Annotated in this window: 28 protein-coding genes; 14 read left to right on the top strand and 14 right to left on the bottom strand. The window is 63.7% G+C overall.

All coding sequences use genetic code 11. The features are described 5' to 3' along the window. Positions 1–100: 100 nt before the first annotated feature. Together NKJ35_RS13670 and NKJ35_RS13675 are read right to left on the bottom strand one after the other, a co-directional pair. Complete coding sequence (locus NKJ35_RS13670) at positions 101–1,657, bottom strand: amino acid permease (protein WP_254816891.1); 1,557 nt, start codon at positions 1,655–1,657, stop codon at positions 101–103. A gap of 21 nt (positions 1,658–1,678) precedes the next feature. Beyond that, positions 1,679–2,503: an N-formylglutamate amidohydrolase gene (locus tag NKJ35_RS13675; RefSeq protein WP_352647664.1), complete on the bottom strand. Its 825-nt coding sequence runs from the start codon at positions 2,501–2,503 to the stop codon at positions 1,679–1,681. Between the two features lie 145 nt (positions 2,504–2,648). Between NKJ35_RS13675 and NKJ35_RS13680 the strand changes: the two genes are divergently transcribed. The 3 genes from NKJ35_RS13680 to NKJ35_RS13690 all read left to right on the top strand — a co-directional run bounded on the left by NKJ35_RS13680 (position 2,649) and on the right by NKJ35_RS13690 (position 5,257). Next, on the top strand, positions 2,649–3,476 hold the full coding sequence (locus NKJ35_RS13680) for a MurR/RpiR family transcriptional regulator (RefSeq protein ID WP_352647667.1): 828 nt from the start codon (positions 2,649–2,651) through the stop codon (positions 3,474–3,476). A 432-nt stretch (positions 3,477–3,908) separates the two neighbouring features. Further along, complete coding sequence (locus tag NKJ35_RS13685; RefSeq protein ID WP_352647669.1) at positions 3,909–4,724, top strand: SDR family oxidoreductase; 816 nt, start codon at positions 3,909–3,911, stop codon at positions 4,722–4,724. Between the two features lie 38 nt (positions 4,725–4,762). Then, positions 4,763–5,257 carry a MaoC family dehydratase gene (locus NKJ35_RS13690; RefSeq protein ID WP_031211357.1) on the top strand — a complete coding sequence of 165 codons (495 nt, stop codon included), beginning with the start codon at positions 4,763–4,765 and terminating at the stop codon, positions 5,255–5,257. A 27-nt stretch (positions 5,258–5,284) separates the two neighbouring features. On the opposite strand, the gene NKJ35_RS13695 is transcribed toward NKJ35_RS13690, so the two are convergent. After that, the gene (locus NKJ35_RS13695) at positions 5,285–5,986 is read right to left on the bottom strand and encodes a hypothetical protein (RefSeq protein WP_352647671.1); all 702 of its coding nucleotides are present in this window, start codon (positions 5,984–5,986) and stop codon (positions 5,285–5,287) included. A gap of 192 nt (positions 5,987–6,178) precedes the next feature. Here NKJ35_RS13695 and NKJ35_RS13700 point away from each other — a divergent pair, with 192 nt between their 5' ends. After that, positions 6,179–6,820: a TetR/AcrR family transcriptional regulator gene (locus NKJ35_RS13700; RefSeq protein ID WP_352647673.1), complete on the top strand. Its 642-nt coding sequence runs from the start codon at positions 6,179–6,181 to the stop codon at positions 6,818–6,820. Positions 6,821–6,997: 177 nt separating this feature from the next. Further along, positions 6,998–7,237, top strand: a complete 240-nt coding sequence (locus NKJ35_RS13705) for a DUF680 domain-containing protein (protein ID WP_352647675.1) — start codon at positions 6,998–7,000, stop codon at positions 7,235–7,237. 101 nt (positions 7,238–7,338) lie between these two features. On the opposite strand, the gene NKJ35_RS13710 is transcribed toward NKJ35_RS13705, so the two are convergent. Genes NKJ35_RS13710 through NKJ35_RS13735 form a run of 6 tightly spaced genes read right to left on the bottom strand, consistent with a single transcriptional unit; the run spans position 7,339 to position 13,158 of the window. Further along, positions 7,339–7,563, bottom strand: a complete 225-nt coding sequence (locus tag NKJ35_RS13710; protein ID WP_352506379.1) for a hypothetical protein — start codon at positions 7,561–7,563, stop codon at positions 7,339–7,341. A 53-nt stretch (positions 7,564–7,616) separates the two neighbouring features. Continuing rightward, positions 7,617–8,195: a sarcosine oxidase subunit gamma gene (locus tag NKJ35_RS13715; protein WP_352647677.1), complete on the bottom strand. Its 579-nt coding sequence runs from the start codon at positions 8,193–8,195 to the stop codon at positions 7,617–7,619. Then, on the bottom strand, positions 8,188–11,181 hold the full coding sequence (locus NKJ35_RS13720; protein ID WP_352647679.1) for a sarcosine oxidase subunit alpha: 2,994 nt from the start codon (positions 11,179–11,181) through the stop codon (positions 8,188–8,190). Before NKJ35_RS13720 ends, NKJ35_RS13715 begins: the two co-directional genes overlap by 8 nt. Then, positions 11,178–11,474, bottom strand: coding sequence for a sarcosine oxidase subunit delta (locus tag NKJ35_RS13725; RefSeq protein ID WP_254816882.1), 297 nt, complete (start codon positions 11,472–11,474; stop codon positions 11,178–11,180). The genes NKJ35_RS13720 and NKJ35_RS13725 overlap by 4 nt, the downstream gene beginning before the upstream one ends. An 8-nt stretch (positions 11,475–11,482) precedes the next feature. After that, positions 11,483–11,905 (bottom strand): hypothetical protein, encoded by a 423-nt coding sequence (locus NKJ35_RS13730; RefSeq protein WP_352647681.1) that lies wholly within the window; start codon positions 11,903–11,905, stop codon positions 11,483–11,485. Beyond that, positions 11,905–13,158: a sarcosine oxidase subunit beta gene (locus NKJ35_RS13735; RefSeq protein WP_352647683.1), complete on the bottom strand. Its 1,254-nt coding sequence runs from the start codon at positions 13,156–13,158 to the stop codon at positions 11,905–11,907. Before NKJ35_RS13735 ends, NKJ35_RS13730 begins: the two co-directional genes overlap by 1 nt. A gap of 267 nt (positions 13,159–13,425) precedes the next feature. Here NKJ35_RS13735 and NKJ35_RS13740 point away from each other — a divergent pair, with 267 nt between their 5' ends. The 6 genes from NKJ35_RS13740 to NKJ35_RS13765 all read left to right on the top strand — a co-directional run bounded on the left by NKJ35_RS13740 (position 13,426) and on the right by NKJ35_RS13765 (position 18,710). Next, positions 13,426–14,184, top strand: coding sequence for an SDR family oxidoreductase (locus NKJ35_RS13740; protein WP_352647685.1), 759 nt, complete (start codon positions 13,426–13,428; stop codon positions 14,182–14,184). Positions 14,185–14,293: 109 nt separating this feature from the next. Next, a complete protein-coding gene (locus tag NKJ35_RS13745) occupies positions 14,294–14,680 on the top strand; it encodes an SET domain-containing protein (RefSeq protein ID WP_352647687.1) in 387 nt (128 codons plus the stop codon). A 267-nt stretch (positions 14,681–14,947) separates the two neighbouring features. After that, positions 14,948–15,220 carry a 30S ribosomal protein S21 gene (rpsU, locus tag NKJ35_RS13750; RefSeq protein ID WP_023675331.1) on the top strand — a complete coding sequence of 91 codons (273 nt, stop codon included), beginning with the start codon at positions 14,948–14,950 and terminating at the stop codon, positions 15,218–15,220. 161 nt (positions 15,221–15,381) lie between these two features. Next, the gene (locus tag NKJ35_RS13755) at positions 15,382–16,227 is read left to right on the top strand and encodes a tetratricopeptide repeat protein (RefSeq protein WP_254816876.1); all 846 of its coding nucleotides are present in this window, start codon (positions 15,382–15,384) and stop codon (positions 16,225–16,227) included. A 136-nt stretch (positions 16,228–16,363) separates the two neighbouring features. Continuing rightward, positions 16,364–16,837 carry a DUF992 domain-containing protein gene (locus NKJ35_RS13760; protein ID WP_254816875.1) on the top strand — a complete coding sequence of 158 codons (474 nt, stop codon included), beginning with the start codon at positions 16,364–16,366 and terminating at the stop codon, positions 16,835–16,837. Positions 16,838–17,246: 409 nt separating this feature from the next. After that, positions 17,247–18,710 carry an MFS transporter gene (locus NKJ35_RS13765; RefSeq protein ID WP_352647691.1) on the top strand — a complete coding sequence of 488 codons (1,464 nt, stop codon included), beginning with the start codon at positions 17,247–17,249 and terminating at the stop codon, positions 18,708–18,710. Here the strand turns inward: NKJ35_RS13765 and coaBC are convergent. The 5 genes from coaBC to ubiE all read right to left on the bottom strand — a co-directional run bounded on the left by coaBC (position 18,707) and on the right by ubiE (position 23,116). Beyond that, positions 18,707–19,933, bottom strand: coding sequence for a bifunctional phosphopantothenoylcysteine decarboxylase/phosphopantothenate--cysteine ligase CoaBC (gene coaBC / locus NKJ35_RS13770; RefSeq protein ID WP_352647693.1), 1,227 nt, complete (start codon positions 19,931–19,933; stop codon positions 18,707–18,709). The two genes, NKJ35_RS13765 and coaBC, sit on opposite strands and share 4 nt — an antisense overlap. A 25-nt stretch (positions 19,934–19,958) precedes the next feature. Next, positions 19,959–20,366 carry a type II toxin-antitoxin system VapC family toxin gene (locus NKJ35_RS13775; RefSeq protein ID WP_352478132.1) on the bottom strand — a complete coding sequence of 136 codons (408 nt, stop codon included), beginning with the start codon at positions 20,364–20,366 and terminating at the stop codon, positions 19,959–19,961. Next, a complete protein-coding gene (locus NKJ35_RS13780; protein ID WP_352647695.1) occupies positions 20,363–20,623 on the bottom strand; it encodes a FitA-like ribbon-helix-helix domain-containing protein in 261 nt (86 codons plus the stop codon). Before NKJ35_RS13780 ends, NKJ35_RS13775 begins: the two co-directional genes overlap by 4 nt. Before the next feature lie 71 nt (positions 20,624–20,694). Continuing rightward, positions 20,695–22,269: a 2-polyprenylphenol 6-hydroxylase gene (gene ubiB, locus NKJ35_RS13785; RefSeq protein ID WP_352647697.1), complete on the bottom strand. Its 1,575-nt coding sequence runs from the start codon at positions 22,267–22,269 to the stop codon at positions 20,695–20,697. Positions 22,270–22,339: 70 nt separating this feature from the next. Beyond that, entirely contained in the window at positions 22,340–23,116 is a 777-nt protein-coding gene (gene ubiE / locus NKJ35_RS13790; protein WP_352647700.1) for a bifunctional demethylmenaquinone methyltransferase/2-methoxy-6-polyprenyl-1,4-benzoquinol methylase UbiE, read from the bottom strand. Between the two features lie 167 nt (positions 23,117–23,283). On the opposite strand from ubiE, the gene NKJ35_RS13795 reads away from it, so the two are divergent. From NKJ35_RS13795 to NKJ35_RS13805, 3 genes are all read left to right on the top strand, one after another. Further along, positions 23,284–24,258 (top strand): adenosine deaminase, encoded by a 975-nt coding sequence (locus tag NKJ35_RS13795; protein ID WP_254816868.1) that lies wholly within the window; start codon positions 23,284–23,286, stop codon positions 24,256–24,258. 127 nt (positions 24,259–24,385) lie between these two features. Further along, positions 24,386–25,015 (top strand): uracil phosphoribosyltransferase, encoded by a 630-nt coding sequence (upp, locus tag NKJ35_RS13800; RefSeq protein ID WP_352647702.1) that lies wholly within the window; start codon positions 24,386–24,388, stop codon positions 25,013–25,015. 100 nt (positions 25,016–25,115) lie between these two features. Then, positions 25,116–25,676 (top strand): TIGR02281 family clan AA aspartic protease, encoded by a 561-nt coding sequence (locus NKJ35_RS13805; RefSeq protein WP_352506393.1) that lies wholly within the window; start codon positions 25,116–25,118, stop codon positions 25,674–25,676. Positions 25,677–25,694: the final 18 nt, after the last annotated feature.

Genomic DNA, 25,694 nt, shown 5'->3' on the forward strand with positions numbered 1-25,694 from the left:
GGCACTCCAGCGCTTGTCGTTTCGGACCTGTAAAAAGGCCACTTTGAAGATGTGGGAAGCTATGGCCGGCAAAGCGCCGGCCATAGTTGGAGGACTTGCCTCAGTGGCCGGTTTCGCCGACGGCCTGTTCCGCAGCCTTGATCGCTGCCTGGCGCGCCGCGATGATGTCGCCGAGCGGCGGGCCCTGGAAGCGGTTGCGCTCGAAGGCAAACCAGACGATCGCCGTCAGGATGAAGAAGCCGACGGTGATGTAGAGCGCCCAGTCGTTCGGCGGCTGGATGCCGATGACGAAGATCAGGAGCATCGACAGGATCGAAAGCACGCCGAACAGCATGAAAATGGCGCGCCCCATGTTCCACGGCCCCATCTTGTCCCATTTCGGCGTTCCCCAGGCCAGCATGCCGAGCACGATCGGCACGGTGAAGGAGAGGAACAGGAAGATGACGGTGCACGACACGACGATGGTGTAGGCCGAGGTGCCTGCGACTGAAACCAGCGTCGAGCCCCAGACGAACAGGACGGACAGGATCGACGCCGTCCAGATCGCCGCCACCGGCGTGCGGTAGGTCGGGCTGACCTTGGCCAGTGCCGAGGAACCCGGCAGGCCGCCGTCCCGCGAGAAGGCGAAGATCATACGCGAAGCGGAGGTGACGGTGGCGAGGCCGCAAAGCAGCTGTGCCAGGAAGACGACGAGGTAGACGAACTCCTTGACGCCCGGGCTGACGCGCTGGTCGAAGGCCCAGAAGAACACGTTCCAGCCCTGCTTGGCCGCATCGTCCATGTTCGGGATCATCAGCACGAAGGCTGCGAGGAACAGATAACCGAAGACGGCCGACCAGATCACCGACATGACCATGGCGCGCGGCACGGAGCTCGCCGCCTTGATGGTCTCCTCGGAAGTATGCGCCGACGCATCGTAGCCGGTGATCGTATAGATCGGCAGCAGCAGGCCAAGCGCGAACACCCAGGCATTGGATACCGACGGCCACACGCCGGCGCCGGCATCGCCGGAATAATTGTGGAAGGTGAACAGCCGGCTGAAATCCCAGGTTTCGGCCGAGATCAGGCAGACGACCGCGATGAGGATCGAGCCGAAGAAGATCAGATAGCCCGAGAAGTCGGTCAGCTTGGCCGTCAGCTTGATGCCGAGGTGGTTGATCAGTGCCTGGGCGCCCGTGATGATGACCAGGAAGATCATCTGGTTGGTCAGCGTACCCTCGATGCCGAGCGCCGGTCCGAAGGCGCCGAGGAAAAACGTCCAAGTGCCGACATTGATGGCGCCGAGCACGGTGATCAGCCCGAGCAGGTTGAGCCAGGCCGTCACCCAGCCGGTGCCGCGATTGCCGAGGATCGAGCCCCAATGATAGAGGCCGCCGGCGGTCGGATAGGCCGAGCTGATCTGCGACATCGCTACAGCGAAGGTCAGCGAAACAAAACAGCCGACCAGCCAGCCAATGCCGATGCCGATGCCGCCGGAGCCGGAGGTTGCCTGCGCCAGCGAGTTGATGCCGCCGGACAGGATGCAGATGATCGAAAAGGAGACCGCGAAATTTGAAAAGCGACTGAGGCGCCGCTCCAGTTCCTGGGCATAGCCCATATTGTGGAGGACCTTTACGTCCTCCGCCTTGTCAACTTCAGTGTAGCCCGATGCTGCCATTTTTAGTCCCCTTTTGGTTTCTTAGCTGGCCGATTGAACTGACTTTCCGACTGCGCTTGGTCTGGAGGCCTTGGCCGCCTCGGGCTCCAGATTGAGAAAAATACTCGCGAGCAAATCCGCCCATTTCCGCTGCCCGGCTGCGCCGGCGATCTCGTCGTTGCGGACTTCGATCATCGCGCAAGGCAGCCCGCGGGAGCGCGCATGGCGCTCCAGCGTGAAATAGACCCGGTCGGCCGGCGAATAGGGTTCGTTGACGCCGACGGTGACGCCGGCAAGCTGCTGCAGCGCCGCGATCAGCGGCGCCGCCAGCCGGCGGTCCTCGTCATGGATGATGCCGATGTGCCACGGCCGGCTTTTGCCTTTATAGAGCGGCGTGAAGGAATGGATCGAGACCAGCCTGGTCTCCCGCCCGGCCGCCTGGCGTTCGTCGATGATCGTCGCGATCCGCTCGTGAAACGGTCGCCACGCCAGCGCGATGCGCGCCTCCCGCTGGTCGGCCGAAAGTCCCTGGTTGGCCGGGACCACGGTTTTTTCGCTGGCGCTGACCGTCACTATCAGGTCCGGCGCGTCGAGCGGCCGGTTGCAGTCGATAACGAGCCGCGAGATGCAGGTCTCGACCAGCGTCGCATCGAGTGCCTCGGCCATGCGGCGCGCCACCGGCAAGGCACCGGGATCCCAGGCGATGTGGCGGGAAAGATCCTCGGCGGCAAGGCCGAGCGTTCCGAATTCCGGTGGCAGGAAGTTTGAGGCGTGGTCGCAGGTCAGCACGAAAGGGCTCGATCCGCCAGGGTTCGTCACCCTTACGGTTTCAGGCGATGCAAGGCTGGCGGGCCGTGCTGTCTCCATTGTCTGCTGTCCCCGGGGAGCGCTGTATCGTATGTTACGTATTTTGCCTCATTGCGTCCCTGCGGATGATTTCATACAGTTTGGCCGGCTTTGTCAAACGCGATTTCAATAATGCGGTAACGGCACGGCCAGGGTGGGGGAAAACATGGTTTCCAGCATTGCCGAACTGATCTCCGACCGCATCGGCGCCATGCCGGCCGGCGAGCGGCGCGCTGCACAAACACTGATCGCCAGCTATCCGCTGATCGGGCTGAAGACGGTCGCCGAATTCTCGGCTGCCGCCGGCGTGTCGTCGCCGACGATCCTGCGTTTCGTCGCCCGGCTCGGCTTCCAGAACTATCCGGAATTCCAGTCGACGCTGCAAGACGAGCTGGCGGCGCAATTGCAGTCGCCGGCCTCGCGCACGCTCAATCCGCCATCGCAGGGCGCCAGCGCCGTCTCGCCGATGCTGGAGGCAACGCTCGACAATATGCGCGAGACATTCCGGCATCTCTCGGACAAGCAGCTTGCCGACATCGTCGCCAAGCTGGCCGACCGGCGCGGCAAGACATTCCTGATCGGCGGCCGCTTCACCGATCCGCTGGCGCGCTATATGGCGGCCCACCTTGCTATCATCAAACCCAACGTCTTCCATCTCGCCGGCCAGGAAAGCGTCTGGCGCGACCGGCTGATCGACATGGGCAAGCGAGACGTGCTGGTGATCTTCGACATCAGGCGCTATCAGGACAGCCTCGTCCGCTTTGCCGAGACCGCCAACCAGCGCGGCGTGCAGATCGTGCTGTTTACCGATCAGTGGCTGTCGCCGATCGCTCGCTTTGCCCGCCATGTCATCGCCGGGCGCACCGCCGTGCCTTCGGCCTGGGACTCATCCGCCGCCCTTTTCGTCGTTGCCGAAGCGCTGATCGGCGCCGTCACAAGGCAGCTCGAGACCGACGGCGCCAAACGCATCCGCGAGCTGGAAAGCCTGCGGTAGCGCAGGCTTTTGGAAAAGCACGCTCCTGGCCGTGCCTAGTCAACCAAAAAACTGACCATCTGCAGGATCAGGATCAGCAACAAAACGCCAAAGGCAGACGCCAAAACAGCTGCCAGCAGGACGATGCGTTGTTTCTTACCCACAGTTCCCCCGGGGAAGCATAGCTCCCGTCCACGGCTTTACGCGCGAAATGAACCGCTGGGGCCAAGGTGCTCGCTTGGAGGCACGGCTGCATCATTCATCCGACCCATGTCACGGCCGAATGACCACCTTGCCGTTCGGGCTTAACCATTTCAGCCGCAAACCGTGCCATCGCCGCAGTCCGGGTACTTTTGGCGTGGCAAGGATCATCGTAGTTCGGCTAGCCTTGTCGATGCGAAGCCGCTCCTTGAACCACCAGTCAAACAGCGGTGAACTGCGCGGAGGAAATCGATGAGCTATCTGGACGAGCTGTTCTCAGTCGCCGGCAAGACGGCGCTGGTCACCGGCGCCGCGACCGGCATCGGCCGCATGGCGGCGACCGCTCTGGTCATGGCCGGCGCCACCGTGATGATCGCCTCGCGCAAGGGCGAGGATTGCGTCGGGGTTGCAGGCGAACTGAACGGGCTTGGCGCCCCCGGCCGGGCCGAGGGTTTCGCCGGCGACGTCTCCAGCGAGGCCGGCATTGCGGCGCTTGTGGCTGAGGTCAGGGCGCGGACCGAGCGGCTGCATATCCTGGTCAACAATGCCGGCATCTCCTGGGGCGCGACGCTGGAAAGCTTTCCCTACCATGCCTGGGCCAAGGTGTTCGGCGTCAATGTCACCGCGGTCTTCCACCTGACGCGCGAATTGCTGCCTCTGCTCGAGGCCGCCGCCAGCGATGCCGACCCAGCCCGGGTGATCAACCTCGGATCGGTGATGGGCACGCAGCCTTTGGCCGAAGATGCCTACTCCTACTCGGCCTCGAAGGCCGCGGTTCACCACCTGACGCGCATCCTGGCGATCGAGTTCGCCGCCCGCCGCATCACCGTCAACGCCTTTGCGCCTGGCCCTTTCCGGAGCCGCATGACGGCCTTCGCCACCGGCACCGAGGACCAGGCAAGACATGTCGGCAACCATGTTCCGATCGGCCGCATCGGCGCACCGGATGACATTGCCGGCGCAACGCTCTATTTGTGCAGCCGTGCCGGCAGCTATGTCACCGGCGCTATCCTGCCGATCGATGGCGGGCAGTCGGTGCAACACGGGCTGACATTGTTCAAGGAATGAGACGCACGCCATCCGGCGAGTGAAATGCCGGGGTGAAGATGGAGGACATCAGCGTGGAACCGATCAGTCTCGATGTGCTTCTGGCCAACGTCGGCAAGGAAGTCGGCGTGTCGCCATGGCGGGTCGTCACCCAGCGCATGATCGACCAGTTCGCCGATGCCACCGACGACCATCAGTTCATCCATTGCGATCCTGAACGCGCCAGCCGCGAAACGCCGTTCGGCGGCACCATCGCGCATGGCTTCCTGTCGCTTTCGCTGTTGTCGGCGATGACCTTCGAAACCATGCCGCCGCTGGAAAACAGCAAGATGGGCGTCAATCACGGCTTCGATTCGCTGCGCTTCCTGGCGCCGGTGAAGACCGGCTCGCGCATCCGCACCCGTTTCGTGCTGGCCGACGTCAAGGTCAGGCCGTCCGGCTGGGTGCAGACGGCGCACGACGTGACGATCGAGATCGAGGGCTCGAAAAAACCGGCGCTGACCGCGCGCTGGCTGACGCTGACGCTGATCGAACGCCAACCGGAAGCGGTTTGACTGGCATCGAAGCCTGGGAACCTAAATCTATTTGGCTTCGGCCGCGACATACTTCATATGGCGGCTGACCTGCAGCGCAATGTAGACGACCAGTGAGCAACCGATTGGAAACACGATCTCGTTGAGGCCGGTTGCGATCGCCTGTTGCAGTGCGAGAGCAGCGTCATTTGCCGCGGCCGTCTCAATGGTCAGCACCGTGATGCCGCCGCCGAATACCGCGCCTATCAGGGCGCCTGCCAGCGCGAAATGGAGCGGACGCGGTTCTTCCTTCGATGCCAGCGACGCCAGTATCCAGCCGAGCAGCCCGTATTCGATCGCCCGCAGCACACCGAGCGTCGTGAGCGACAGGATGGCCGGCTTTGCCGCCGCGTCCAGCGCGCTGACCATGACCTTTTGCGTCCCTTTGGCGATGCCCATCGCCAGTGGCGCTGAAATCGCGCTGATCAAGCCGCCGAGCGAGGCTCGCACCTTGGTGAGTGCCGTGCCGAGGCTGACGCCGGCGCAGACGAAGAACGACCAGGTCACGCCTTGCGCCAGTTCGATCAGAACCTGCGTCGTCGCGGGGTAGGCACCTGCCGCAAATCTGACGGTCAGAATGAGAGCTTCCATGGCGAAGCCGAGCGCGATCGCCAGCCATGCGACCATGACGACGCGCCTGAGCGCCATCCTGGCGCGATGGGAAAGCGGGTCCACGTCCGGCACGCCGGACGAAAGCTCAGTTCCGGTCATAACGGCCTCCCGAAACGAAATTTTTGCAGAGCCGCGAATTAGTCTTTGTCTGTAACAGTCCGATGTTGCCGGCTTTATTGCCGGGTTACATGGGTATTGCGACAATCAAGCTTCTGCTTCGTGCCACCCTTGCCCGACGCCGTACAGCGTATATATGCTGCATCCAGCCATCAGTCATAAGGCAGTAGAAAGTTGCAGCTGAGCGTCCAGGAGCGCCGCGAAAAACAAAAGGCCGAACTGCGTTCCGAACTTGTCGACGCCGCGCACAGGCTTGTCCAGGAAGAAGGCTATGACGGCCTCACCATCCGCAAGCTCGCAGAGCGCGTTGGCTATGCGCCGATGTCGGTCTATTCCTATTTCGCCGACAAGCAGGACATACTGTTCGCGCTGGCCGAGGATGCCTTCGAGACCTTGGCCAGGCGCATCGCAAATCATACGGCCGACGACCCGATCGAGGCGCTCAAGGCGGTGCTTGTCGAATACGCCGCCTTTGGGCTGGAAAATCCCAACGAATACCGCACCGTCTTCATGACCGAAAAAGTCAGGCCGCCAGCCGGAAAGACCTTCGCCGAAATGGAGAGCGGCAACCCGGCGATGAAAGTGCTGATCGCGAGGGTCGAAGCCTGCGTTGCCGCCGGCAGGCTCAAAGGCGATCCACGCGCCATCGCTACCATGCTGTGGGCGGTCGGCCACGGCGCCATCTCGCTGCTGATCACCTTCCCGTTCTACCCGTTCGGCGACCAGACGACATTCATCACACGGATCGGCGACATCATGCTCGAAGCCATCGCCGCGCACGAGATTGCGCCGCTGACGCCGTCGGTCAACTGCTGAAGAGCGACGCTCCTCCCGATCTGCAGGATCTTCTCCGAACGTTCTGCGCTGCGGCGCCGAGCGTTCGGCAACTCTCCGTACGCGTACGATTTTGCTTGAACACCAGGAGTCCAGGGCGTATCTGTACGCAGTTCCGTACACGTACGAGAAATTCAATAGCTGAACCGGAGACCGACGATGAAGAAGGCAATCCTCACGCTCGCCTCCCTGCTGGCGCTCTCTGGCGCCGCATTTGCCGGCAGCAGTCAGCCAGCCAAGCAAGAAGCGGCCTGCATCGACACCAAGACCGGTGCTAAGCTCGATTGCGCGCCGACCGGATCGCTTGAAAAGGCGGACGCCGGGGCCCACAAGGCTGGCAGCAAGGGCCCGAGGCTCGGCATCGGCATCGACCCGTGGATCGTGCCAAGCAGCTTCTGAGCCGGTCGGGCGACAATACGCCGTGATGAACCGAAAGGGCGGCAGGAATTTCCGGCCGCCGATCTTGTCTGCTTCAGCCCTGCTTTATCGCGGCGTGCAGATCACTTCTTACGCTTCTGTCCCGCCACGTTTTTACGCTTGCCGGGTCTTGCCGGTGCGCCGGGAATGGCCGTTCCGGTGATCGACACCGGATCGCTGGCCGGGAATGTATCCTCGAGGCCTTCCTCGAGTTCCTCTTCGATATCCGTCCCAGTGCGCTGCTCGTCTTCAAAAGAGCGCACGGCCGGCGTCTTGACCGGCGACTTCGGCGCGGAGTTCGGCGGCATTTGCATTCTCCCTCGGCTCGCTGTCGCAGAACGGTCAGGCGCGGCGAACATGCCTATGCTGCCGCGTCGCGCGCTGCCTCGGACAGAAAAGTAAAGACATAATCGGAAAAGGAACGCCAGCATTCGACGCGGAACGCGTCGGCCGCCGTGCGCAACAGCACAATTTCGACCTTGCCGAGAATGCTACGCGACGCCGCCCCGACCGGAAAGGCGTCGAGCGACAGATCCTGCGGGCAGCCGGCATTGATCGTCGCCGCGGCAGCCGGACCGATAACCGATATGGCGACGTTGCGGTGCGAGATGCCGACCGCCGAATGCAGTACGGAAATGCTGGCGCAGTCGGCGAGCGGATCTTTTCCGTTCTCGTCAATGACCAGCCATTCGTCCGGCCCGAGCCACAAGGCCGTGCGTCCGGCCTTTGCCGCCGAGGTTTTCGGCCTTTGCGGCAGGACGACACCGAGCGCTTTCGAAAGTGCCGCAATCGAGGCTTCCGGCGCGCGCAGCGATATGCGCTCGGCCGGCGGCAGCACGGCAAGTATAACGCCGGCGGCGGAAAGCGACTGGCCGGCGAGAGCCGGACGGCGTTCGACTGAGGGTCCGGCGGCGTTGGTTTTCACGGCGGCCTTAGCCATTGAGACGCTCCCCCTTCTCGTCGAAGAACACCATGCCGGTGACCTCCACCTCGATCACCCCGTTCGGCATCGGCACATAGAGCGTCTCGCCCGTGCGATCGCGGCCGCCGGCGACCAGCCCCAGCGCGATCGAGCGGCCGCAATTTTGCGACCAATAGCTCGACGTGACATGGCCAATCATCTTCATCGGGATTGCCTGCTTCGGGTCCGCGACGATCTGCGCGCCCTCCTCCAGCACCACCTTGGGATCCCTGGTCTTCAGGCCGACAAGCTGCTTGCGGCCCTTGGCGACCAGATCCGGCCGCGCCATGCCGCGAATGCCGACGAAGTCGGTCTTCTTCTTGCCGACCGCCCAGTCGAGCCCGGCGTCGTTCGGCGTCACCGTGCCGTCGGTATCCTGGCCGACGATGATGTAGCCCTTTTCAGCGCGCAGCACATGCATCGACTCTGTGCCGTAGGCACAGGCGCCATGCTTCTGGCCCTCGGCCCACAACGCTTCCCAGACCGCTTCGCCGTAATCGGCCGGCACGTTGACCTCGAAGCCGCGCTCACCGCTGAACGACATGCGAAACAGCCTGGTCGGCACGCCGCAGATCCGGCCTTCGCGCACCGACATATGCGGCAGCGCCTCATCCGACATGTCGATGCCCTCGACCAGCGGCGCAATGATGTCGCGAGACTTCGGTCCCTGCACGGCAATCACCGCCCATTGCTCGGTGATCGAGGTCAGCCAGACGTTGAGATGCGGGAACTCGGTCTGGAGATAGTCTTCCATATGGTTCATGACGCGCGGCGCGCCGCCGGTCGTCGTCGTCACATGGAAACGGTCGAGTGCAAGCCTGCCGACGACACCGTCGTCATAGATGAAGCCGTCCTCGCGCAGCATGATGCCGTAACGGCAGCGGCCGGGCTCGAGCTTCTCCCATGGATTGGTGTAGAGCAGTTCCATGAATTTGGCCGCATCCGGCCCGACCACCTCGATCTTGCCCAGCGTCGAGGCGTCGAACAGGCCGGCTGTCTTGCGTACCGTGACGCATTCGCGGTCGACGGCGGCATGTAGGTCCTCGCCCGGCTTCGGGAAATACCAGGCGCGCTTCCACTGACCGACATCCTCGAATACAGCGCCCTCGCGCTCGGCCCAGGGATGGATCGCCGTCTTGCGGGTCGGGTCGAACAGGGGACCCCGCGCGTGCCCGACGATCGAGCCGAATGTCATCGGCGTATAGGGCGCGCGGAACGTCGTCAGCCCGACCTGCGGGATCGGCTTGCCCAACGTCTCGGCGGCAATCGCCAGGCCGTGCATGTTGGAGGTCTTGCCCTGGTCGGTCGCCATGCCATTGGTGGTGAAGCGTTTGACGTGCTCGATCGAGCGCATGCCCTCATGCACTGCCTGGCGGATGTCCTTGGCGGTGACGTCGTTCTGGAAGTCGACGAACGCCTTCACCGTCGTGTCGGCGCCGGCACCGGGTGCTGCACCCAGCATGCCGCGCGACCAGCTTTCGCCGGCATCGACCTTCGGCTTGGTGCCCTTGGCCGGCTTGCCGCCGGCGTCTCTGGCCGCCTTGGCGCCGGCGGCGTAAGCTTCGTCGATGGTGGCCGACAGCCCGTCGGTGCCGTTGCAGGCGCCGACCGAGACGCAGTCCTGCGCATAGATTCCGGGGACAAAGCGCTTGGTCTCGTCGTTGAAGGCGACCTTGCCGCGTGATTGCGAGAACAGGTGCACCGACGGCGTCCAGCCGGCCGACATCAGGATCGCGTCGACCGGTATGGTGCGTTCGCCGCCGCCGTTCTTCGGCTGCACGGTCATCGACGACACCCGCAATTTGCCGCCGGCGCGTATCACCGCGCGGCCGAAATTGACCTCGATACCGAGTGCCCTCGCTTCGTCGATCACCGGCCCGGTCGGGTTGTCGCGCAGATCGACGATTGCCGCCACGTTGATGCCGGCCTTTTTCAGGTCGATCGCTGCCGCGTAAGCGGAATCGTTTGCCGTGTAGACGCCGACATTCCTGCCGACGGCGACGCCGTAATGGTTGAGATAGGTGCGCGCCGCCGATGCCAGCATGATGCCGGGGCGGTCGTTGTCGGCAAACACCATGTGGCGCTCGATGGCGCCGGTCGCCAGCACCACGCGTTTGGCGCGAACCTGCCACAGCCGCTCGCGCGGCAGGTCGCGGCCGGGGTTCTGCAGATGGTCGCTGACGCGCTCGACCAGCCCGACGAAATTCTGCGCGTAATAGCCGAAGGCCGTGGTGCGCGGCAGCACGCGCACATTGTCCATCGACTTCAACTTGGCGACTGCGGACTGCGCCCAGGCAAAACCATCCTGGCCATCGATCCTGGCGCCGCTCTCGAAATGAAGGCTGCCGCCGAATTCCGCCTGCTCGTCGGCAAGGATGACACGCGCCCCGGTTTCAGCCGCGGCCAATGCCGCGGCGATACCCGCGGCACCGCCGCCCAGCACCAGCACATCGCAGTGGGCGAAGCGCGCCGAATAATGGTCGGGGTCCGGCTGGTCGGGAGCGACGCCAAGGCCGGCGGCGGCCCTAATCTTGGGTTCGTAGAGGTTTTTCCATGCAGTCTTCGGCCACATGAAGGTCTTGTAGTAGAAGCCGGCCGAAAGCATCGGCGAGGCAATACTGCTGACGGCACCGATGTCGAAAGCGAGCGACGGCCAGCGGTTCTGTGACTGCGCGGTCAGCCCGTCATAGAGCTCCTGCACCGTAGCTCGGACGTTCGGCGTCTTGCGTGCCGCGTCGCGCTTGATCTCGACGAGCGCGTTCGGCTCTTCGGCGCCGGCCGACAGGAAGCCGCGCGGCCGGTGGTACTTGAACGACCGGCCGACAAGATGGACGCCATTGGCAAGCAGCGCCGAGGCCAGCGTGTCGCCCTCGATACCGGTATAGGGACGGCCATCGAAGCTGAAGCCAGCTATCTTTGCCTGCTTGAGCCGTCCGGCGCCGGCAATGCGGAATGTCGCGCTCATTTGGTGGCTCCCGGCAGCTTTACGGGCTTCGGCTCGCCGGCCTTGTAGGTCATCAGGAACCTGTCGCTGACGGTGTCGCGCACCGCGTTGAAGAACCGCGCGCAGCCGTGCATGTGCCGCCAGCGCTCATAGATGATGCCCTTGGGATTTGAGCGGATGAAGAAGAACTTTTCGAAATCGTCGTCGCTCTCGCCGGCGATGTTTGGGGAACGCGCAATATGCGCCTCGCCGGCGTTGCGGAACTCGAGCTCCGGACGCTCTTCCTCGCAATAGGGGCAGCGGATGAGAAGCATGGTTGGTCCTACAATTCGCCGTGGCCGAGGCGGGCGCCGGCCGGTTGGTCGCAAAGCCTCTGGCCCAAGGTCACGAAGGGCGCGACGAGCCGGATACGCTCCTCGATGCTTGCCGCAGGGCTGAAGAGGTCGCGGTTGGTCATGTTGCCGATCGTCAGCAGGACCGGATCGACCGTGACGATGACGACGCGCGGCTCGAACGGCTCGTCGTTGTCCAGATCCGCCGGCCGGCCTTCAAGAAACGAGACGACCCTTTGTCCGCCGCTCCAGACGCAGGCCAGAATGCCGTCGTCGACGGAAAACGGCCATTCGGTCTCGTTTTCGGCGCGGCTGATCGGCTGCGTGCGCACCTCGTCCGGCGACGGAAAATGGAACAGGCCTTGCTCGCCGGCGAGCATCAGCGGCATGGCGACGGCCATCTCGGTCATCATCAGTGCGCCACCGCTGCCGCCGCCGCCTCGTCGATGAGGCGGCCGGTGCGGAAGCGCTCGATGGTGAAGGGCGCGTTGATCGGGTGCGGATCGTCCCTGGCGATGGTATGGGCAAAGACATGGCCCGAACCCGGCGTTGCCTTGAAACCGCCCGTGCCCCAGCCGCAATTGACATAGAGGCCGGGCACCGGCGTCTTGGCCAGGATCGGCGAACGGTCCGGCGTCACGTCGACGATGCCGCCCCATGAGCGCAGCATCTTCATACGGGTGAAGATCGGGAACATCTCGCAGATCGCATCGAGCGTATGTTGCAAAATGTGCAGCCCGCCGGTCTGCGAATAGGAGACATACTGGTCGGTGCCGGCGCCGATGACCAGTTCGCCCTTGTCGGACTGCGAGATATAGGCATGCACCGTGTTCGACATGACTACGCAGGGCACCACCGGCTTGACCGGCTCCGACACCAGCGCCTGCAGCGGATAGCTTTCCAGCGGCATACGCACGCCGGCCATGTTCATGATCACCGAGGAGTGGCCGGCGGCGACCACGCCGATCTTCCTGGCGCCGATGAAGCCGCGCGTCGTCTCGACGCCGGTGACCGCGCCGTTCGGCGCCCGTTTGACGCCGGTGACCTCGCAATTCTGGATGATGTGGACGCCGCGCGCCGAGGCGCCGCGCGCATAGCCCCAGGCGACCGCATCGTGACGCGCCGTGCCGCCACGGCGCTGCAGGGAGGCGCCCATCACCCGATAGCGCGCATTGCGTGAAATGTTGAGCGGCGGGCAGAATTCCTTCGCCTGCTCCGGCGTCAGCCATTCATTGTCGATGCCGTTCAGCCGGTTGGCATGGACGTGGCGCTTCAGCACCTGGATGTCGTGGATGTTATGGGCGAGCATCATGACGCCGCGCGGCGAATACATGACGTTGTAGTTGAGCTCCTGGCTGAGCCCGTCCCACAGCTTCAGCGCATGGTCGTAGATGCCGGCGCTCTCGTCGTAGAGATAGTTCGAGCGGATGATGGTGGTGTTGCGGCCGGTATTGCCGCCGCCGAGCCAGCCTTTTTCCAATACCGCGACGTTGGTGATGCCGTGCACGGTGGCGAGATAATAGGCGGTGGCCAGGCCGTGGCCGCCGGCGCCGACGATGATGACGTCGTACTCCTTCTTCGGCTCCGGCGAGGACCACTGCTCCTCCCAGCCCTTATGGCCGCGCATGGCCTCGCGGGCGATGGCGAATACCGAGTATTTCTTCAACGTCGCAGGCCTCACAAATGGCGGCCGGGCAGATCAGCCAACCCCGGCGCGCGAGCTTGTATCACTAGCGAAACGGCGCTGCCAGCCTTGCACTGTTTGCGACGGCGCTTGCCGTTTTGCGCCGTGGTGGAAAGAGGCATGCGACGTGATGGAGCGATCAAACCACATCTGAAGCACCTTGCACGTATCGGGTGGCTCGCGCCGCCCCGATTTGCGACCAAGCATCCCGATTGCCGGCAAGGGCCGGCGCGAAAAGGATGCAGGAAAATGCTCACACTTGCCAACAAAGTTGCCATCGTCACAGGCGCCAGTTCCGGGATCGGCCGCGCCACGGCCAAGCTGTTTGCGGAGGAAGGAGCCAAGGTGGTCGTCGCTGCCCGCCGCAAGGCGGAGCTTGACGCGCTGGTTGCCGAAATCGAAGACGCCGATGGCACGGCCATCGCCCTTGCCGGCGATGTCCGCGACGAAGCCTACGCGAAGGCCCTGGTCGACCTGGCGGTCGAGAAATTCGGCGGGCTGGACATCGCCTTCAACAATGCCGGTTCGGTCGGCAAGACGGGGCCGGTTTCGGAGCTGTCGCTGGAGGGCTGGCGCGAGGCGCTCGACACCAACCTGACCAGCGCCTTTCTCGGCGCAAAATACCAGGTGCCGGCGATGGTCGACCGCGGCGGCGGATCGCTGATCTTCACCTCCACCTTCGTCGGCCACACCGTCGGCATGCCCGGCATGACCAGCTATGCCGCAAGCAAGGCCGGACTGATCGGATTGACGCAGGTGCTTGCCGCCGAATACGGCGCCAAAGGCGTGCGGGTCAACGCGCTGCTGCCGGGCGGCACCGACACGCCTTCGGCAACGTTCAAGACCCCTGAATCGCGAGCCTTCGTTGAAAACCTGCATGCCTTGAAGCGCGTCGCCGAGCCTGACGAGATCGCCCGCTCGGCGCTCTATCTGGCTTCCGATGCATCGAGTTTCACCACCGGCACGGCGTTGTTCGCCGACGGCGGCGTCTCGATCACCCGCACGTGAAGCGTTTCGCGGTCGGGGTAGGCCCCGCAAGCCGCAATGCCTGAAAACCGGTCTTGCTTTTCCCGGCGATTTGACGATTCCGTCTTCTCCTCGAAAACGGGTTGGAAACATGCTGCTGATCAGGACCTATATCGCTGCAAGCGCAATCGAAGGCGTCGGCGTGTTCGCCGCCGAGCCGATCCGGAAAGGGGCGCAGATCTGGCGGCTCGATCCGGACTTCGACCGGCTGATCCCGGTGGAAAAATACGAGACGGCGCCGCCGCACCTCAAGGAATTGCTCGACAGATATGCCTATCCCAGTCCGGACCGGCCGGGCTTCATGGTCTATGAGGTCGACAATGGCCGCTTCATGAACCACGCCGACAAACCGAACACCGACTTTTCGCAATATGGCGGGGCCACTGCGACCCGCGACATCGCCGCCGGCGAGGAGATAACCTGCGACTACGGCGAGTTCTTCGAAGGTTTCGAGCAGCTCCACCTGGCCACGGCGTAGCGTCGCCTATCTGGCCCACGGCGAATTTTGTTCTTGCTTTGTGCCGGCAGCTATGCTACTAATCTCGATGTGGTGCTGATTCACACCAACGACCCGCCGCTGAGGCGGGTTTTTTCGTTTCGGGGTCGGCACCGCCTCTCAATCGGCAGTGGACAGAGCGCCTTGATTCTGCTATCAGCCGCTCCAATTCGTGGTGTAACGCGCCGCGGAGGCTTGTGGCTATGGCCGCTTGCCTATTGATTTCAAACCCGAAAGACAGGATTGCCCGTGCAGGTACTCGTCCGCGACAACAATGTTGATCAGGCGCTTCGCGCGCTCAAGAAAAAGATGCAGCGGGAAGGCATCTTCCGCGAAATGAAGATGCGCGGACATTACGAGAAGCCCTCCGAGAAGCGCGCCCGTGAAAAGGCGGAAGCTGTGCGCCGTGCCCGCAAGCTGGCCCGCAAGCGTGCCCAGCGCGAAGGCCTGCTGCCGATGACGCCGCGTCCGGTCGCGGCCGGTGCTGCCGGTGCCGGTGCCCCGCGTCCGCCGCGGTTCTGACGCCAATTTTTCGTCCTTTTCCAAGGATATCCAGGGTGGCGCGATGCGGAATCGCCGCCACCTTTTTGTTGTGATGTAGACCCGGTCCGAAAGGACCGGTTGGGAGAGATGCCGGTTCGGAGGGGGAACGGACCAGACGGCGCAGTAAGGACAGGGCAGACATGGACGCAATTACCGTAGAGCGCAGAACCGCGTGGCGCGGCCTCGCCCTGACGGCAGCCCTGCTTTCCGGGATGGCGCTTGCCAGCTGCCAGAGCGTTCCGACCGGCGAGTTCAACAACATCGACAAGGCGCAAGCCTCGAGCGAGAACATCTCCTCGCTGTCGGCGGTGATCCAGCGCAACCCCCAGGATCCGGAAGCCTACAATGTGCGCGGCTCGGCCTATGGCCGCGGCGGCCAGTACCAGGCGGCGCTGAAGGACTTCAACACCGCCATCCAGCTCAATCCGAATTTTTACCAGGCCTATTCGAACCGCGCGCTCATCCAGCGCTTCCTCGGCGACCAGGCGAGCGCGCTTGCCGACTACAACCGCTCGATCCAGATCAATCCCAACTATGACGCCGCCTATATCGGCCGCGGCAATCTCTACCGCAGGGCCGGCCGGGTGCAGGAAGCCTTCAACGATTTCCAGAAGGCCATCCAGCTCGACACGACCGACGCGCGCGCCTATCACAATCGCGGCCTGATCTATCAGAGTCAGGGCCAGCACGCCTTTGCCATCGAGGATTTCTCGACCGCCATTTCGCTGGCGCCGGACGCCTCCGAGCCCTATAATGGACGCGGCCTCTCCTACCTGGCCATGAACGACGAGGACAATGCCTTCGCCGACTTCAACATGGCCATCAAGCTCGACGGCAAGAACGCCGAGGCCTGGTCCAATCAGGCGTTGATCTACGAGCGGCGCGGCGACAAGGCCAGGGCCGCGAAATCCTACCGCGAGGCCGTGCACCTCAATCCGACCTACCAGCCGGCCAAGGACGGCCTGGCCCGCACCAGCACCGGCTGAGCGGCCGGTTAATCGGGCGGCCCTTTCCGCGCCCCGACAACCCTGCGTTTACCCTTGCGTTGCTGGCGCCAAGTTTTCGGCGGAACGCTCGGCGTGCTCAGCCGTTTGTACAAGGCAATTTCGAAAGGACCCTGCCATGATCAAGAAACTCGCTTGTGCCGCCGCCCTCGCGACGACCGTCGTTGCCGCTCCCGCCAGCGCCAGCAAGCTCCAGCTCGGCGTGCTCGACTGCACCATCGACGGCGGCACGGCCTATCTCGTCACCTCCAACAAGGGTGTTTCCTGTGTCTTTCGTCCACATCGTGGCGGCCCCTCCGAAGTCTATACCGGGGTGATTTCCAAGCTCGGCGTCGATGTCGGCCGGACGCATCAGGGCCAGCTGGTATGGGCGGTTCTGGCGGCGACCCGCAACCACGATGAAGGCGACCTTGCCGGCAGCTACTATGGCGTGAATGCCGAGGCCAGCGTGGTCACCGGTGGCGGCGCCAATCTCCTGGTCGGCGGCCTCGACAGCGCCTTTTCGCTGCAGCCGCTCAGTGTCCAGGCACAGACCGGCGTCAACCTGGCGGTCGCCGTCACCTCGCTGGATCTGATCCACTCGTTGAAATAGCGGCGTAGCATGGCTCCCGAGCGGCGGGGAGCGTAGGTGTCGGCCTGCGAATAGCTGCCGAAGGCTCATAGTTTCCGGCAGGCCCACTCCGCGGAGAATGGGCCGCCCTGATGTTCAAAGTTGCGGCGCTCGAAGATCACGGCATGGCAACTGTGTTCATGCCGTTATCGTGACCGAAGATTGCGGCGATCCAATATTGCTTGTCTTCGGTCTGACCAGAATCTCACCGCTTCGTGATCGTCCCCCATCGCACAATTTGAAATCCGCCACGTCAACGGCGATCAAAGCCGCTTGATCTCAACTGCGGTTGAGGTTCTAGAAGTCCTCCCATACTGCGGCATGTACTCATTTGGACGTGAAGAACGCTCCAATACTTTAGACCAGCGTCTAAGAAAGCCTGGGGGGCCGGATGACCAAGACAAGCACAAACAGGGTCGACTGGCGCGCGCTGTGGGCGAGCGGCGATCTGGCGCGCTTCTGCTTCATCAGCCTCGGCATCCTGCTGCACGCCACCAACGAAACGATGGTGGCAACGGTCATGCCGGCCATGGTCGGCGAGCTCGCCGGCGTGCAACTGGTCGGCTGGTCGCTGGCGATCTACGAGCTCGGCGCCATCGTTGCCGGTGCGGCCGCCGGACGGCTGGTGAGCTATGTCGCGCTGCGCACCAACATGATGGTCGCCGCGATGCTCTATGCCGGCGGCGCGCTGGTTTGCGCCACCGCGCCTTTGATGCCGCTGTTCCTCTGCGGCCGCCTGATCGAGGGGCTCGGTGGCGGCGCGCTGGTGTCACTGGCCTTCGTCTCGGTCGAGCGGCTGTTTGCCCGCGCGATCTGGCCGCAGCTTTTCGGCCTCATGTCGGCGATCTGGGGTGTCGCCGCCTTCAGCGGACCGGTGCTCGGCGCGGTCATGACCGAATTGCTGTCCTGGCGCTGGGCCTTCGGCGTCTTCACCCTCGGCGGCACGGCCATGGCGCTGGCAAGCTTGCTTGTGCTCGATACACCTGAAGCAACAAGGCCGCAGGCGACCGGCGGCTCGGCGCCGCCCTTCCCCTTGGCGGCACTTGGCTGCCTCGCCGTTAGCGTCGTGCTGATCGCCACCGCCGGCGTCGACATCGCCCTGCTGCGCTCGTCGCTGCTGCTCAGCCTCGGCCTGATCGGCCTGGCGCTGTTTATCTATATCGATGCACTGAAGCCGCGCTCGCGCCTGTTCCCGTCGCGGCTGTTCTCATGGCGCTCGCCGGTCGGCGCGGGCATGACCATGGTCGCGGCGTTTTCGGTGGCGACCTGCTCGTTCGCGGTCTACGGGCCACTGCTCCTGACCAGCCTGCACGGCATTCCGATCCTGACCACCGGCTACATCATCGCCGCCGAATCGATCGCCTGGTCGATCCTGTCGATCCTCGTCGCCAATGCACCGCCGGAACGCGAGCGGCTGATCATTGTCGGCGGTGCGCTGATGATCGCCACGGGCGTTGCCGGTTTCGCCTATACTGTGCCGGCGGGCTCGATCCCGCTGATCCTGCTTTGTGCCTTGTTGCAAGGCGGCGGCTTCGGCATCGCCTGGCCGTTCGTCACGCGCGTCATCGTGGCATCGGCGCGGGAGGGCGAGCAGACGATCGCCTCGGCCGCCGTGCCGACCATGCAGCGCATCGGCTATGCGGTGGGTGCGGCATTGACCGGCATCGTAGCCAACGCCAGCGGCTTTTCAGAGGGCCTGAACCGCGAGGCCGCGGCAAACGTCGCTGCCTGGCTGTTCCTCGCCTTCATACCGCTCGGGATTCTGGGATGTTTTGCGGCCTTGCGGATTTCCGGAGCGGTTGCCGCGCGGCCGGCGGAGCTGCCGATCTCCCCCCTCGCAGGGAAGATTGACTAGACGACGACCGTCTTCAGCCGCTCGGCGATCAGTGTCGCGAGCCGCGTCGCCACCTCGTCCTTGCTCATCTCCGGCCATTCCTCGACGCCGGCCTTTGAGACGATCCGCACCTTGTTGCGGTCGCCGCCCATCACGCCCGGAGCACCATCTTCATGCGAGACATCATTGGCGACGATAAGATCGGCCCCCTTTTTCGCAAGCTTGGCCTCGGCATTCCTGACCAGATCGTGCGTCTCCGCAGCGAAACCGACCACCAGCATCGGCCGCTTTTTGTGATTCCCGACACCGGCAAGAATATCGGGATTTTCCACCATCCGCAGCGCCGGCGGCCCCTCGCCCGCCACCTTCTTGATCTTTTCCGCGGCCGAACTTTGAGTGCGCCAGTCAGCGACAGCCGCGACGAACACTGCCGCGTCGGCCGGCAGCAGCTGCTCGACAGCGTCCTTCATCTCGACGGCCGTTTCGACGTGCAGCGTGGCGACGCCGGCCGGATCGGCAATGCCGACCGGACCGGAGACGAGACGCACATCGGCGCCGAGCCTGGCCAGCGCCGCCGCAATGGCGTGGCCCTGCTTGCCCGACGACCGGTTGGCGATGTAGCGGACCGGGTCGATCGGTTCATGCGTCGGCCCGGAGGTGACAATGATCTTCCTGCCTGCCAGCGGCTTTGGCCGGCCGTCGAGCAGCGCCTCGATCGCGGCGACGATCTCCAGCGGCTCGGCCATGCGGCCCTCGCCCACCTCGTTGTTCTCGGCCATCTCGCCCTTCGCCGGGCCGACGAATGCGACGCCGTCCTTGCTCAGCGCCGCACGGTTGCGGCGGACCGCCGGATGCGCCCACATTTTCGGGTTCATCGCCGGCGCCATCAAAACTCGCTTGTCGGTGGCGATGAGCACGGTCGAGGCAAGGTCGTTGGCATGGCCATTGGCGAGCTTTGCCATCAGGTCGGCGGTGGCCGGCGCCACGACCACAAGGTCGGCCTCGCGCGACAGCCTGATATGGCCGATATCGTGCTCGTCCTGCCGGTCGAACAGTTCGGTAAAAACATGGTCGGCGGACAGCGCCCCGGCCGACAGCGTGGTGACGAATTCCTGCGCCGCGGCGGTCATCACCACCCGCACTGCCGCACCGCGCTCGCGCAGCCGACGGATCAGGTCGAGCGCCTTGTAGGCAGCAATGCCTCCGCCGATGATGAGCAGGATGCGCTTGCCGGAGAGGGTCATGCCCGAGGCCAGTTCTTGTCCAATGTCATGCCGGCTTCAGCGCCGATTCGATGTCGGTATGGATGAAATCGTCACCCTTGAAAAGTAGCGGCAGGTTTCGGGTCTTGGCCAGGGCATAGGCGAAACAGTCGCCCATGTTGAGGTCAGCACGATGGCGGGATCCGCGACCGTACCGAGAGTAGGCAAGTCGTGCGACCTCGAGCTGCGCCAGATCAAAAGGAACGACCGTCAGTTCGAGGCGATCGATGAGCACCTGAAGTTCGGCGGGGTTGATGCCACCGCCGGACCGGTTCGCCACACAATGTGCCTCCAGAAGTGTTGCAGTGCTTATCAGTACAGCAGATGAGGTGCCGAAAACATCGACGAATGCAGCCGCATCCGGCTCTGCGCCGATGATTGCGATTAACGCAGACGTATCAACTGCAACGGTCACAGAAGTCCCTCATCCCACATCTGATCAGTAAGCGCTTTGAGGTCAATGGGGTGTTCTGATTTCCGTCCGAGCGCCAAGATCTCGTCACGTGACGCTTTCAGCCGCCACTCCCCGTTCTGGAGCTTGCTCTCGGGGATCGTCACTTTGCGCAAGGCATCCCGCGCTTCCTGCTCCATCGAAACGCCGCGCGCGGCAGCGCGTTCGCGCAGCACCTGCTTCACTTCGTCATCAAGATTACGGATTGTGATAGTGCTCATAGCGTAGCTCCTCGCCGTTAACATAAGCGACAAGCGGCGTGATTGCAATGACAGCACTGCTGTCATTGCAATCAGAGCAGCTTCCAGGCGATATACACCAGCGTCAGCGCGATCACCCACAGCGCCAGCCGGCCGGAGCGGGTGTGGCGCGCCTCGGCTTTGCCGATCGCGTCCGCCGTCCCCTCGTCGAAGCGCAGGCCGTTTTCGGCCATCAGGTCGATCTCACGCGACAGCCGCTCGGTACGGGCTGCGAGGTCCGGCGCCTGACGGGCCAGCGCCAGCAGCGCGCTGGCACCGTCGCGCGCATCGGCCAGCAGCGCGCGCGGGCCGAGATTGCGGGCAATCCAGCCGCTGACCACCGGCTCCGACGTCTTCCACATGTTGAAGGCCGGGTCGAGGGTGCGGGCGACGCCTTCGACAACGACCATGGTCTTCTGCAGCAGCACCAGTTCGGATCGCGTCGCCATGTCGAACAGGTCGGTCACCTCGAACAGCAGCGTCAACAGCTTGGCCATCGAGATGGTCTCGGCCGGCTGGCCGTGGATCGGTTCGCCGATCGCCCGGATCGCCTGGGCGAAAGCCGCGACATTGTGCTGGCGCGGCACGTACCCGGCCTCGAAATGCACTTCGGCGACGCGCTGGTAATCGCGCGTGATGAAGCCGTAGAGTATTTCGGCGAGGAACCGGCGCTCCTTCCTGCCGAGCCGGCCGGCAATGCCGAGATCGACGGCGACGATGGTGCCGTCGGCTTCGATAAACAGGTTGCCCGGATGCATGTCGGCGTGGAAGAAACCGTCACGCAGCGTGTGGCGCAGAAACGACTGAACGAGGTTGGCAGCAATCGCCTTCAGGTCGTGGCCGGCGGCGGCTAGGCCGGCAATGTCGTTCATCTTGATGCCGTCGACCCATTCCATGGTCAGCACGTCACGACCGGTGCGCTCCCAGTCGACCGACGGCACACGGAAGCCGGGATCGTCCTTGGTATTCTCGCCGAGCTCCGAAAAAGCCGCCGCCTCCAGCCTCAGGTCCATTTCGATTTTGGTCGTCTGGGCCAGTGTCTCGGTCACCTCGACCGGCCGCAGCCGGCGCGACGACGGGATGTATTTTTCCTGCAGCCGGGCGGCGAGGAAATAGCTCTCGAGATCGCGAAAGAAGCGGCGGCGCACGCCCGGCCGGATGACCTTCACCGCCACCTTGGTAACGACGCCGTTCTGCAGGATTTCGGCGGTATGGACCTGGGCGATCGAGGCGGCGGCGACGGCCTCGCCAAAACTGACATAGAGCTCGTCGACCTTGCGTCCGAGCGAGGCCTCTATCGCGGCGACAGCCTCGGCCTTCGGAAACGTCTGCATCTTGTCCTGCAGCATGGCAAGATCAAGCGCGATATCGTTTCCGACGACATCCGGCCGTGTCGCCAGGAACTGGCCGAGCTTGACGTAAGACGGGCCGAGCCGCACGACCGCCTTGGCCAGCCTGTCGCCACGCTCATAGGCAAGCGCGCGACGGCGGGTGAACAGCCGGGCCATGCGCCAGCCGAATTTCGGCAAGCCGAAGAGCTCGTCACCGGGCAAAGCCGCGATGACACCCTCGCGGACCAGCACCCAGCCGGCCCGTACGAGCCTGAAACCAGCGCCGATGCTGCTCATGGCTGACTTTGCCCCGCCGATTTGCTAGACCGGCGAAGAGCACATTGAGTAAGAAAGATACGGGCCAGCCTCAAAGCTTCCAGCCCGAATGGAGCGCGGCGATGCCGCTGGAGTAGTTGCGGAAAGAGACGCGCTCGAAGCCGGCGCGCGAAATCATCGTCGCGAAATTCTGCTGATTGGGAAATTTGCGGATCGATTCGACCAGATAGGAATATGGCTCGCCATCGCCGGTCACCACCTTGCCGATCCGCGGGATGGCGTTGAACGACCATGCTTCGTAGACCTTGTCGAGCAGCGGCATCTCGACCTCGGAGAATTCGAGGCAGAGAAAGCGCCCGCCGGGCTTCAGCACGCGACAGGCTTCGGCGAGCGCCACATCGATGCGCGGCACGTTGCGGATGCCGAAAGCGATGGTGTAGGCATCGAAAGTAGCATCGGCAAAAGGCAGTTCCTCGGCATTGGCTTCGACGAAATCGGTATTTACCGACAGGCCCTTTTTCTCGGCCCGGTCGCGGCCGACGGCGAGCATCGAGCCGTTGATGTCGAGAACCGTTGCATGAGCGTGCCTTCCGCTCGCCTCGACGATGCGGAAGGCGACATCGCCGGTGCCGCCGGCAACGTCGAGAACGCTCCAGCCCGGCCGCTTCGGTGGATTGAGCCAGGCGACCAAGGCGTCCTTCCACAACCGATGCAACCCGGCCGACATCAGGTCGTTCATCAGGTCGTAGCGGTTCGCCACCTTGTGGAAAACATCATTGACCAGGGACTGCTTGTCGCCTGGTCCTACCCGCTTGAAACCATAGGAGGTTTCCATGCCGCCCGCAGCAGTGGTTCTTTCAACCGACATCGTTTTGATCCGCCATAAAATCGGCGGGACCATAGCCGATCGATGGTGCGGGCGCTATTGTTTAAGGCGCGGTGTTCGGCCGCGCTTCGAAGCAGGTTCCGGAGAAGTGTCACACGGTTCCGACAGGAACTTGCGTCATAAGAAAAAAAGCCTGACGGGATAATTGAATGCCTTTGAAAGCAGAACTGCACTGCCACATCGAAGGGGCAGCGGCGCCTGAACTCGTCCTCCGCCAGGCTGAGAAATACGGCAAGGATGCCTCGCCCTACATCCAGGACGGCTCCTTCGTGTGGCACGACTTCACCTCTTTCCTCGCCGCCTACGACTTCTCGTCGGACCTGTTCCGCACCGAAGAAGACTATGCGCGGCTGGCCGATCACTACCTGACCAGCCTCGCCCGCGACGGCGCCATCTATTCCGAGGTTTTCACCTCGCCCGACCATGCAAGCAAGGCTGGGCTGTCGCCGAAGGCCTATACCGACGCGCTCGGCGAAGGCATGGCCCGCGCCAAGGCGAAGACCGGCATCGAAGGCCGCATGATCGTCACCGGCGTGCGCAATTTCGGTGTCGAATCGATCGAACGGGCGGCACGTTTCGCCGCCCGGTGTGGGCATCCGCTGGTCACCGGTTTCGGCGTCGCCGGCGACGAGCGGATAGGTGATCTGGAAGATTATGTCAGGGCCTTCGAGATCGCCCGCGAGGCCGGCCTCGGCATCACCGTGCATGCCGGCGAATTGATGGGCTGGGAGAGCGTCGAGGCGGCACTCGACCACATCCGCCCGTCTCGCATCGGCCATGGCGTGCGCGCCATCGAGAACCCCGATCTCGTGCGGCGCATCGCCGACGAAGGCGTCGTGCTCGAATGCTGCCCCGGCTCCAACATCGCGCTGAAAATCTTTGACAGTTTCGCCGACCATCCCTTTCCCGCCTTGAAGGCGGCGGGCTGCAAGGTGACGCTCAACTCCGATGACCCGCCCTATTTCTGGACCTCGCTGAAACGCGAATACGACATCGCCGCCGAGCATTTTGCGATGGACGACAAGGCGCTCACCGCCGTCACCAGGACGGCCATCGAGGCAGCCTTCGTCGACAGGAAGACCAGGGCGGCGCTGCTCGGCAGGCTCGGCGCCAAGGGCAGGTGAATGGTGAATGGCTCACCCGGCGCTTCGGTCCGTCAACTGCGGGCTTTGCCGCGCACCAAGGACTCGCAAACCAGTTCACTATTCACTATTCACGATTGACCATTCACTTGCGCAGTTGGAGAACACCATGAAGGGCGTCACCGTCGTCGACCATCCGCTTGTCCAGCACAAGCTGACCATCATGCGCAAGAAAGAGACTTCGACGGCCGGCTTCCGGCGGCTGCTGCGCGAGATCTCGCTGCTGCTCGGCTACGAGGTCACCCGCAACCTGGAACTGACGACGACGACGATCGAGACGCCGATCGAGACGATGGAGGCGCCGACGCTGGAGGGCAAGAAACTGGTTTTCGCCTCGGTGTTGCGCGCCGGCAACGGCTTGCTCGAAGGCCTGCTCGATCTGGTGCCGGCGGCGCGTGTCGCCCATATCGGCCTCTACCGCGACCATGAGACGCTGGAAGCGGTCGAGTATTTCTTCAAGGCGCCGGGCGACCTCGCCGACCGGCTGGTGATCGTCGTCGACCCGATGCTGGCGACCGCCAATTCGGCGATCGCGGCGATCGACAAGCTGAAAGGCCGCGGTGCCACCAACATCCGCTTCCTCTGCTTGTTGGCGGCACCACAGGGCCTTGAGCGGTTCACCCACGCGCATCCCGATGTTCCCGTCTTCACCGCTTCCATCGACCGCCAGCTCAACGAGAAGGGCTACATCATGCCCGGCCTTGGCGATGCCGGCGACCGCATGTACGGCACCAAATAGATCCGTTTACCGACTGTTTACGCAAACGGCTGGTTTCCGCATTCGTTAAAGCGGCAAACACCATGTCGGACTAAGGATCGGCAACCACAAAGGCCGGTCCATGCTGCGCAAGCTTCTCATCCTTGGCGTGTTTGCCGGAACGTCGGCATCGCTGCCGATCGTATATCAGTCCAATTCACAGGTAATCGAGCGGCTGTTGAAATCCGCCATCGGAGCCAGGCCGGCCGACACCCAAACCGACCTGAATCTCGCCGCCGTTCGGGACAGGCCGGCGACGCCGCAGCCGCTCGGCCGCAAGGTCGTCGTCACCGCGGACGCGCGCGGGCATTTCATGTCGGTCTTCAAGTTGAACGGCCGACAGATCGACGGCATGATCGATACCGGCGCGACGCTCGTCGCCATCAACAGTTCGACCGCGCGCAGGATCGGCATCTCGCTCAATCCGACGGACTTCAGCCATCAGGTCAACACCGCCAACGGTGCGATCAAGGCCGCCGTGGTGACGATTGATCGGCTGCAGATCGGCAGGATCACCGTCGAGGGCGTCGAGGCCGTCGTGCTCGACGACAGGGCGCTGCACACCAACCTGATCGGCATGAGCTTTCTGCAGCGGCTCGAAAAATACCAGGTCGAAGACGGCACGCTGCTGCTGGTTCAGTAGGCCGTGATCCCGAACCGC

It is taken from the genome of Mesorhizobium sp. M0136 (genome assembly GCF_040322515.1).
In the GTDB taxonomy this organism is placed as follows: Bacteria; Pseudomonadota; Alphaproteobacteria; order Rhizobiales; family Rhizobiaceae; genus Mesorhizobium.

Coding starts and splice junctions, on each gene's coding strand:
- NKJ35_RS13670 (WP_254816891.1), bottom strand. CDS start 1,657: ATGGCAGCATCGGGCTACACTGAAGTTGACAAGGCGGAGGACGTAAAG.
- NKJ35_RS13675 (WP_352647664.1), bottom strand. CDS start 2,503: ATGGAGACAGCACGGCCCGCCAGCCTTGCATCGCCTGAAACCGTAAGG.
- NKJ35_RS13680 (WP_352647667.1), top strand. CDS start 2,649: ATGGTTTCCAGCATTGCCGAACTGATCTCCGACCGCATCGGCGCCATG.
- NKJ35_RS13685 (WP_352647669.1), top strand. CDS start 3,909: ATGAGCTATCTGGACGAGCTGTTCTCAGTCGCCGGCAAGACGGCGCTG.
- NKJ35_RS13690 (WP_031211357.1), top strand. CDS start 4,763: ATGGAGGACATCAGCGTGGAACCGATCAGTCTCGATGTGCTTCTGGCC.
- NKJ35_RS13695 (WP_352647671.1), bottom strand. CDS start 5,986: ATGACCGGAACTGAGCTTTCGTCCGGCGTGCCGGACGTGGACCCGCTT.
- NKJ35_RS13705 (WP_352647675.1), top strand. CDS start 6,998: ATGAAGAAGGCAATCCTCACGCTCGCCTCCCTGCTGGCGCTCTCTGGC.
- NKJ35_RS13710 (WP_352506379.1), bottom strand. CDS start 7,563: ATGCCGCCGAACTCCGCGCCGAAGTCGCCGGTCAAGACGCCGGCCGTG.
- NKJ35_RS13715 (WP_352647677.1), bottom strand. CDS start 8,195: ATGGCTAAGGCCGCCGTGAAAACCAACGCCGCCGGACCCTCAGTCGAA.
- NKJ35_RS13720 (WP_352647679.1), bottom strand. CDS start 11,181: ATGAGCGCGACATTCCGCATTGCCGGCGCCGGACGGCTCAAGCAGGCA.
- NKJ35_RS13725 (WP_254816882.1), bottom strand. CDS start 11,474: ATGCTTCTCATCCGCTGCCCCTATTGCGAGGAAGAGCGTCCGGAGCTC.
- NKJ35_RS13730 (WP_352647681.1), bottom strand. CDS start 11,905: ATGATGACCGAGATGGCCGTCGCCATGCCGCTGATGCTCGCCGGCGAG.
- NKJ35_RS13740 (WP_352647685.1), top strand. CDS start 13,426: ATGCTCACACTTGCCAACAAAGTTGCCATCGTCACAGGCGCCAGTTCC.
- NKJ35_RS13745 (WP_352647687.1), top strand. CDS start 14,294: ATGCTGCTGATCAGGACCTATATCGCTGCAAGCGCAATCGAAGGCGTC.
- NKJ35_RS13755 (WP_254816876.1), top strand. CDS start 15,382: ATGGACGCAATTACCGTAGAGCGCAGAACCGCGTGGCGCGGCCTCGCC.
- NKJ35_RS13760 (WP_254816875.1), top strand. CDS start 16,364: ATGATCAAGAAACTCGCTTGTGCCGCCGCCCTCGCGACGACCGTCGTT.
- NKJ35_RS13765 (WP_352647691.1), top strand. CDS start 17,247: ATGACCAAGACAAGCACAAACAGGGTCGACTGGCGCGCGCTGTGGGCG.
- coaBC (WP_352647693.1), bottom strand. CDS start 19,933: ATGACCCTCTCCGGCAAGCGCATCCTGCTCATCATCGGCGGAGGCATT.
- NKJ35_RS13780 (WP_352647695.1), bottom strand. CDS start 20,623: ATGAGCACTATCACAATCCGTAATCTTGATGACGAAGTGAAGCAGGTG.
- ubiB (WP_352647697.1), bottom strand. CDS start 22,269: ATGAGCAGCATCGGCGCTGGTTTCAGGCTCGTACGGGCCGGCTGGGTG.
- ubiE (WP_352647700.1), bottom strand. CDS start 23,116: ATGTCGGTTGAAAGAACCACTGCTGCGGGCGGCATGGAAACCTCCTAT.
- NKJ35_RS13795 (WP_254816868.1), top strand. CDS start 23,284: ATGCCTTTGAAAGCAGAACTGCACTGCCACATCGAAGGGGCAGCGGCG.
- upp (WP_352647702.1), top strand. CDS start 24,386: ATGAAGGGCGTCACCGTCGTCGACCATCCGCTTGTCCAGCACAAGCTG.
- NKJ35_RS13805 (WP_352506393.1), top strand. CDS start 25,116: ATGCTGCGCAAGCTTCTCATCCTTGGCGTGTTTGCCGGAACGTCGGCA.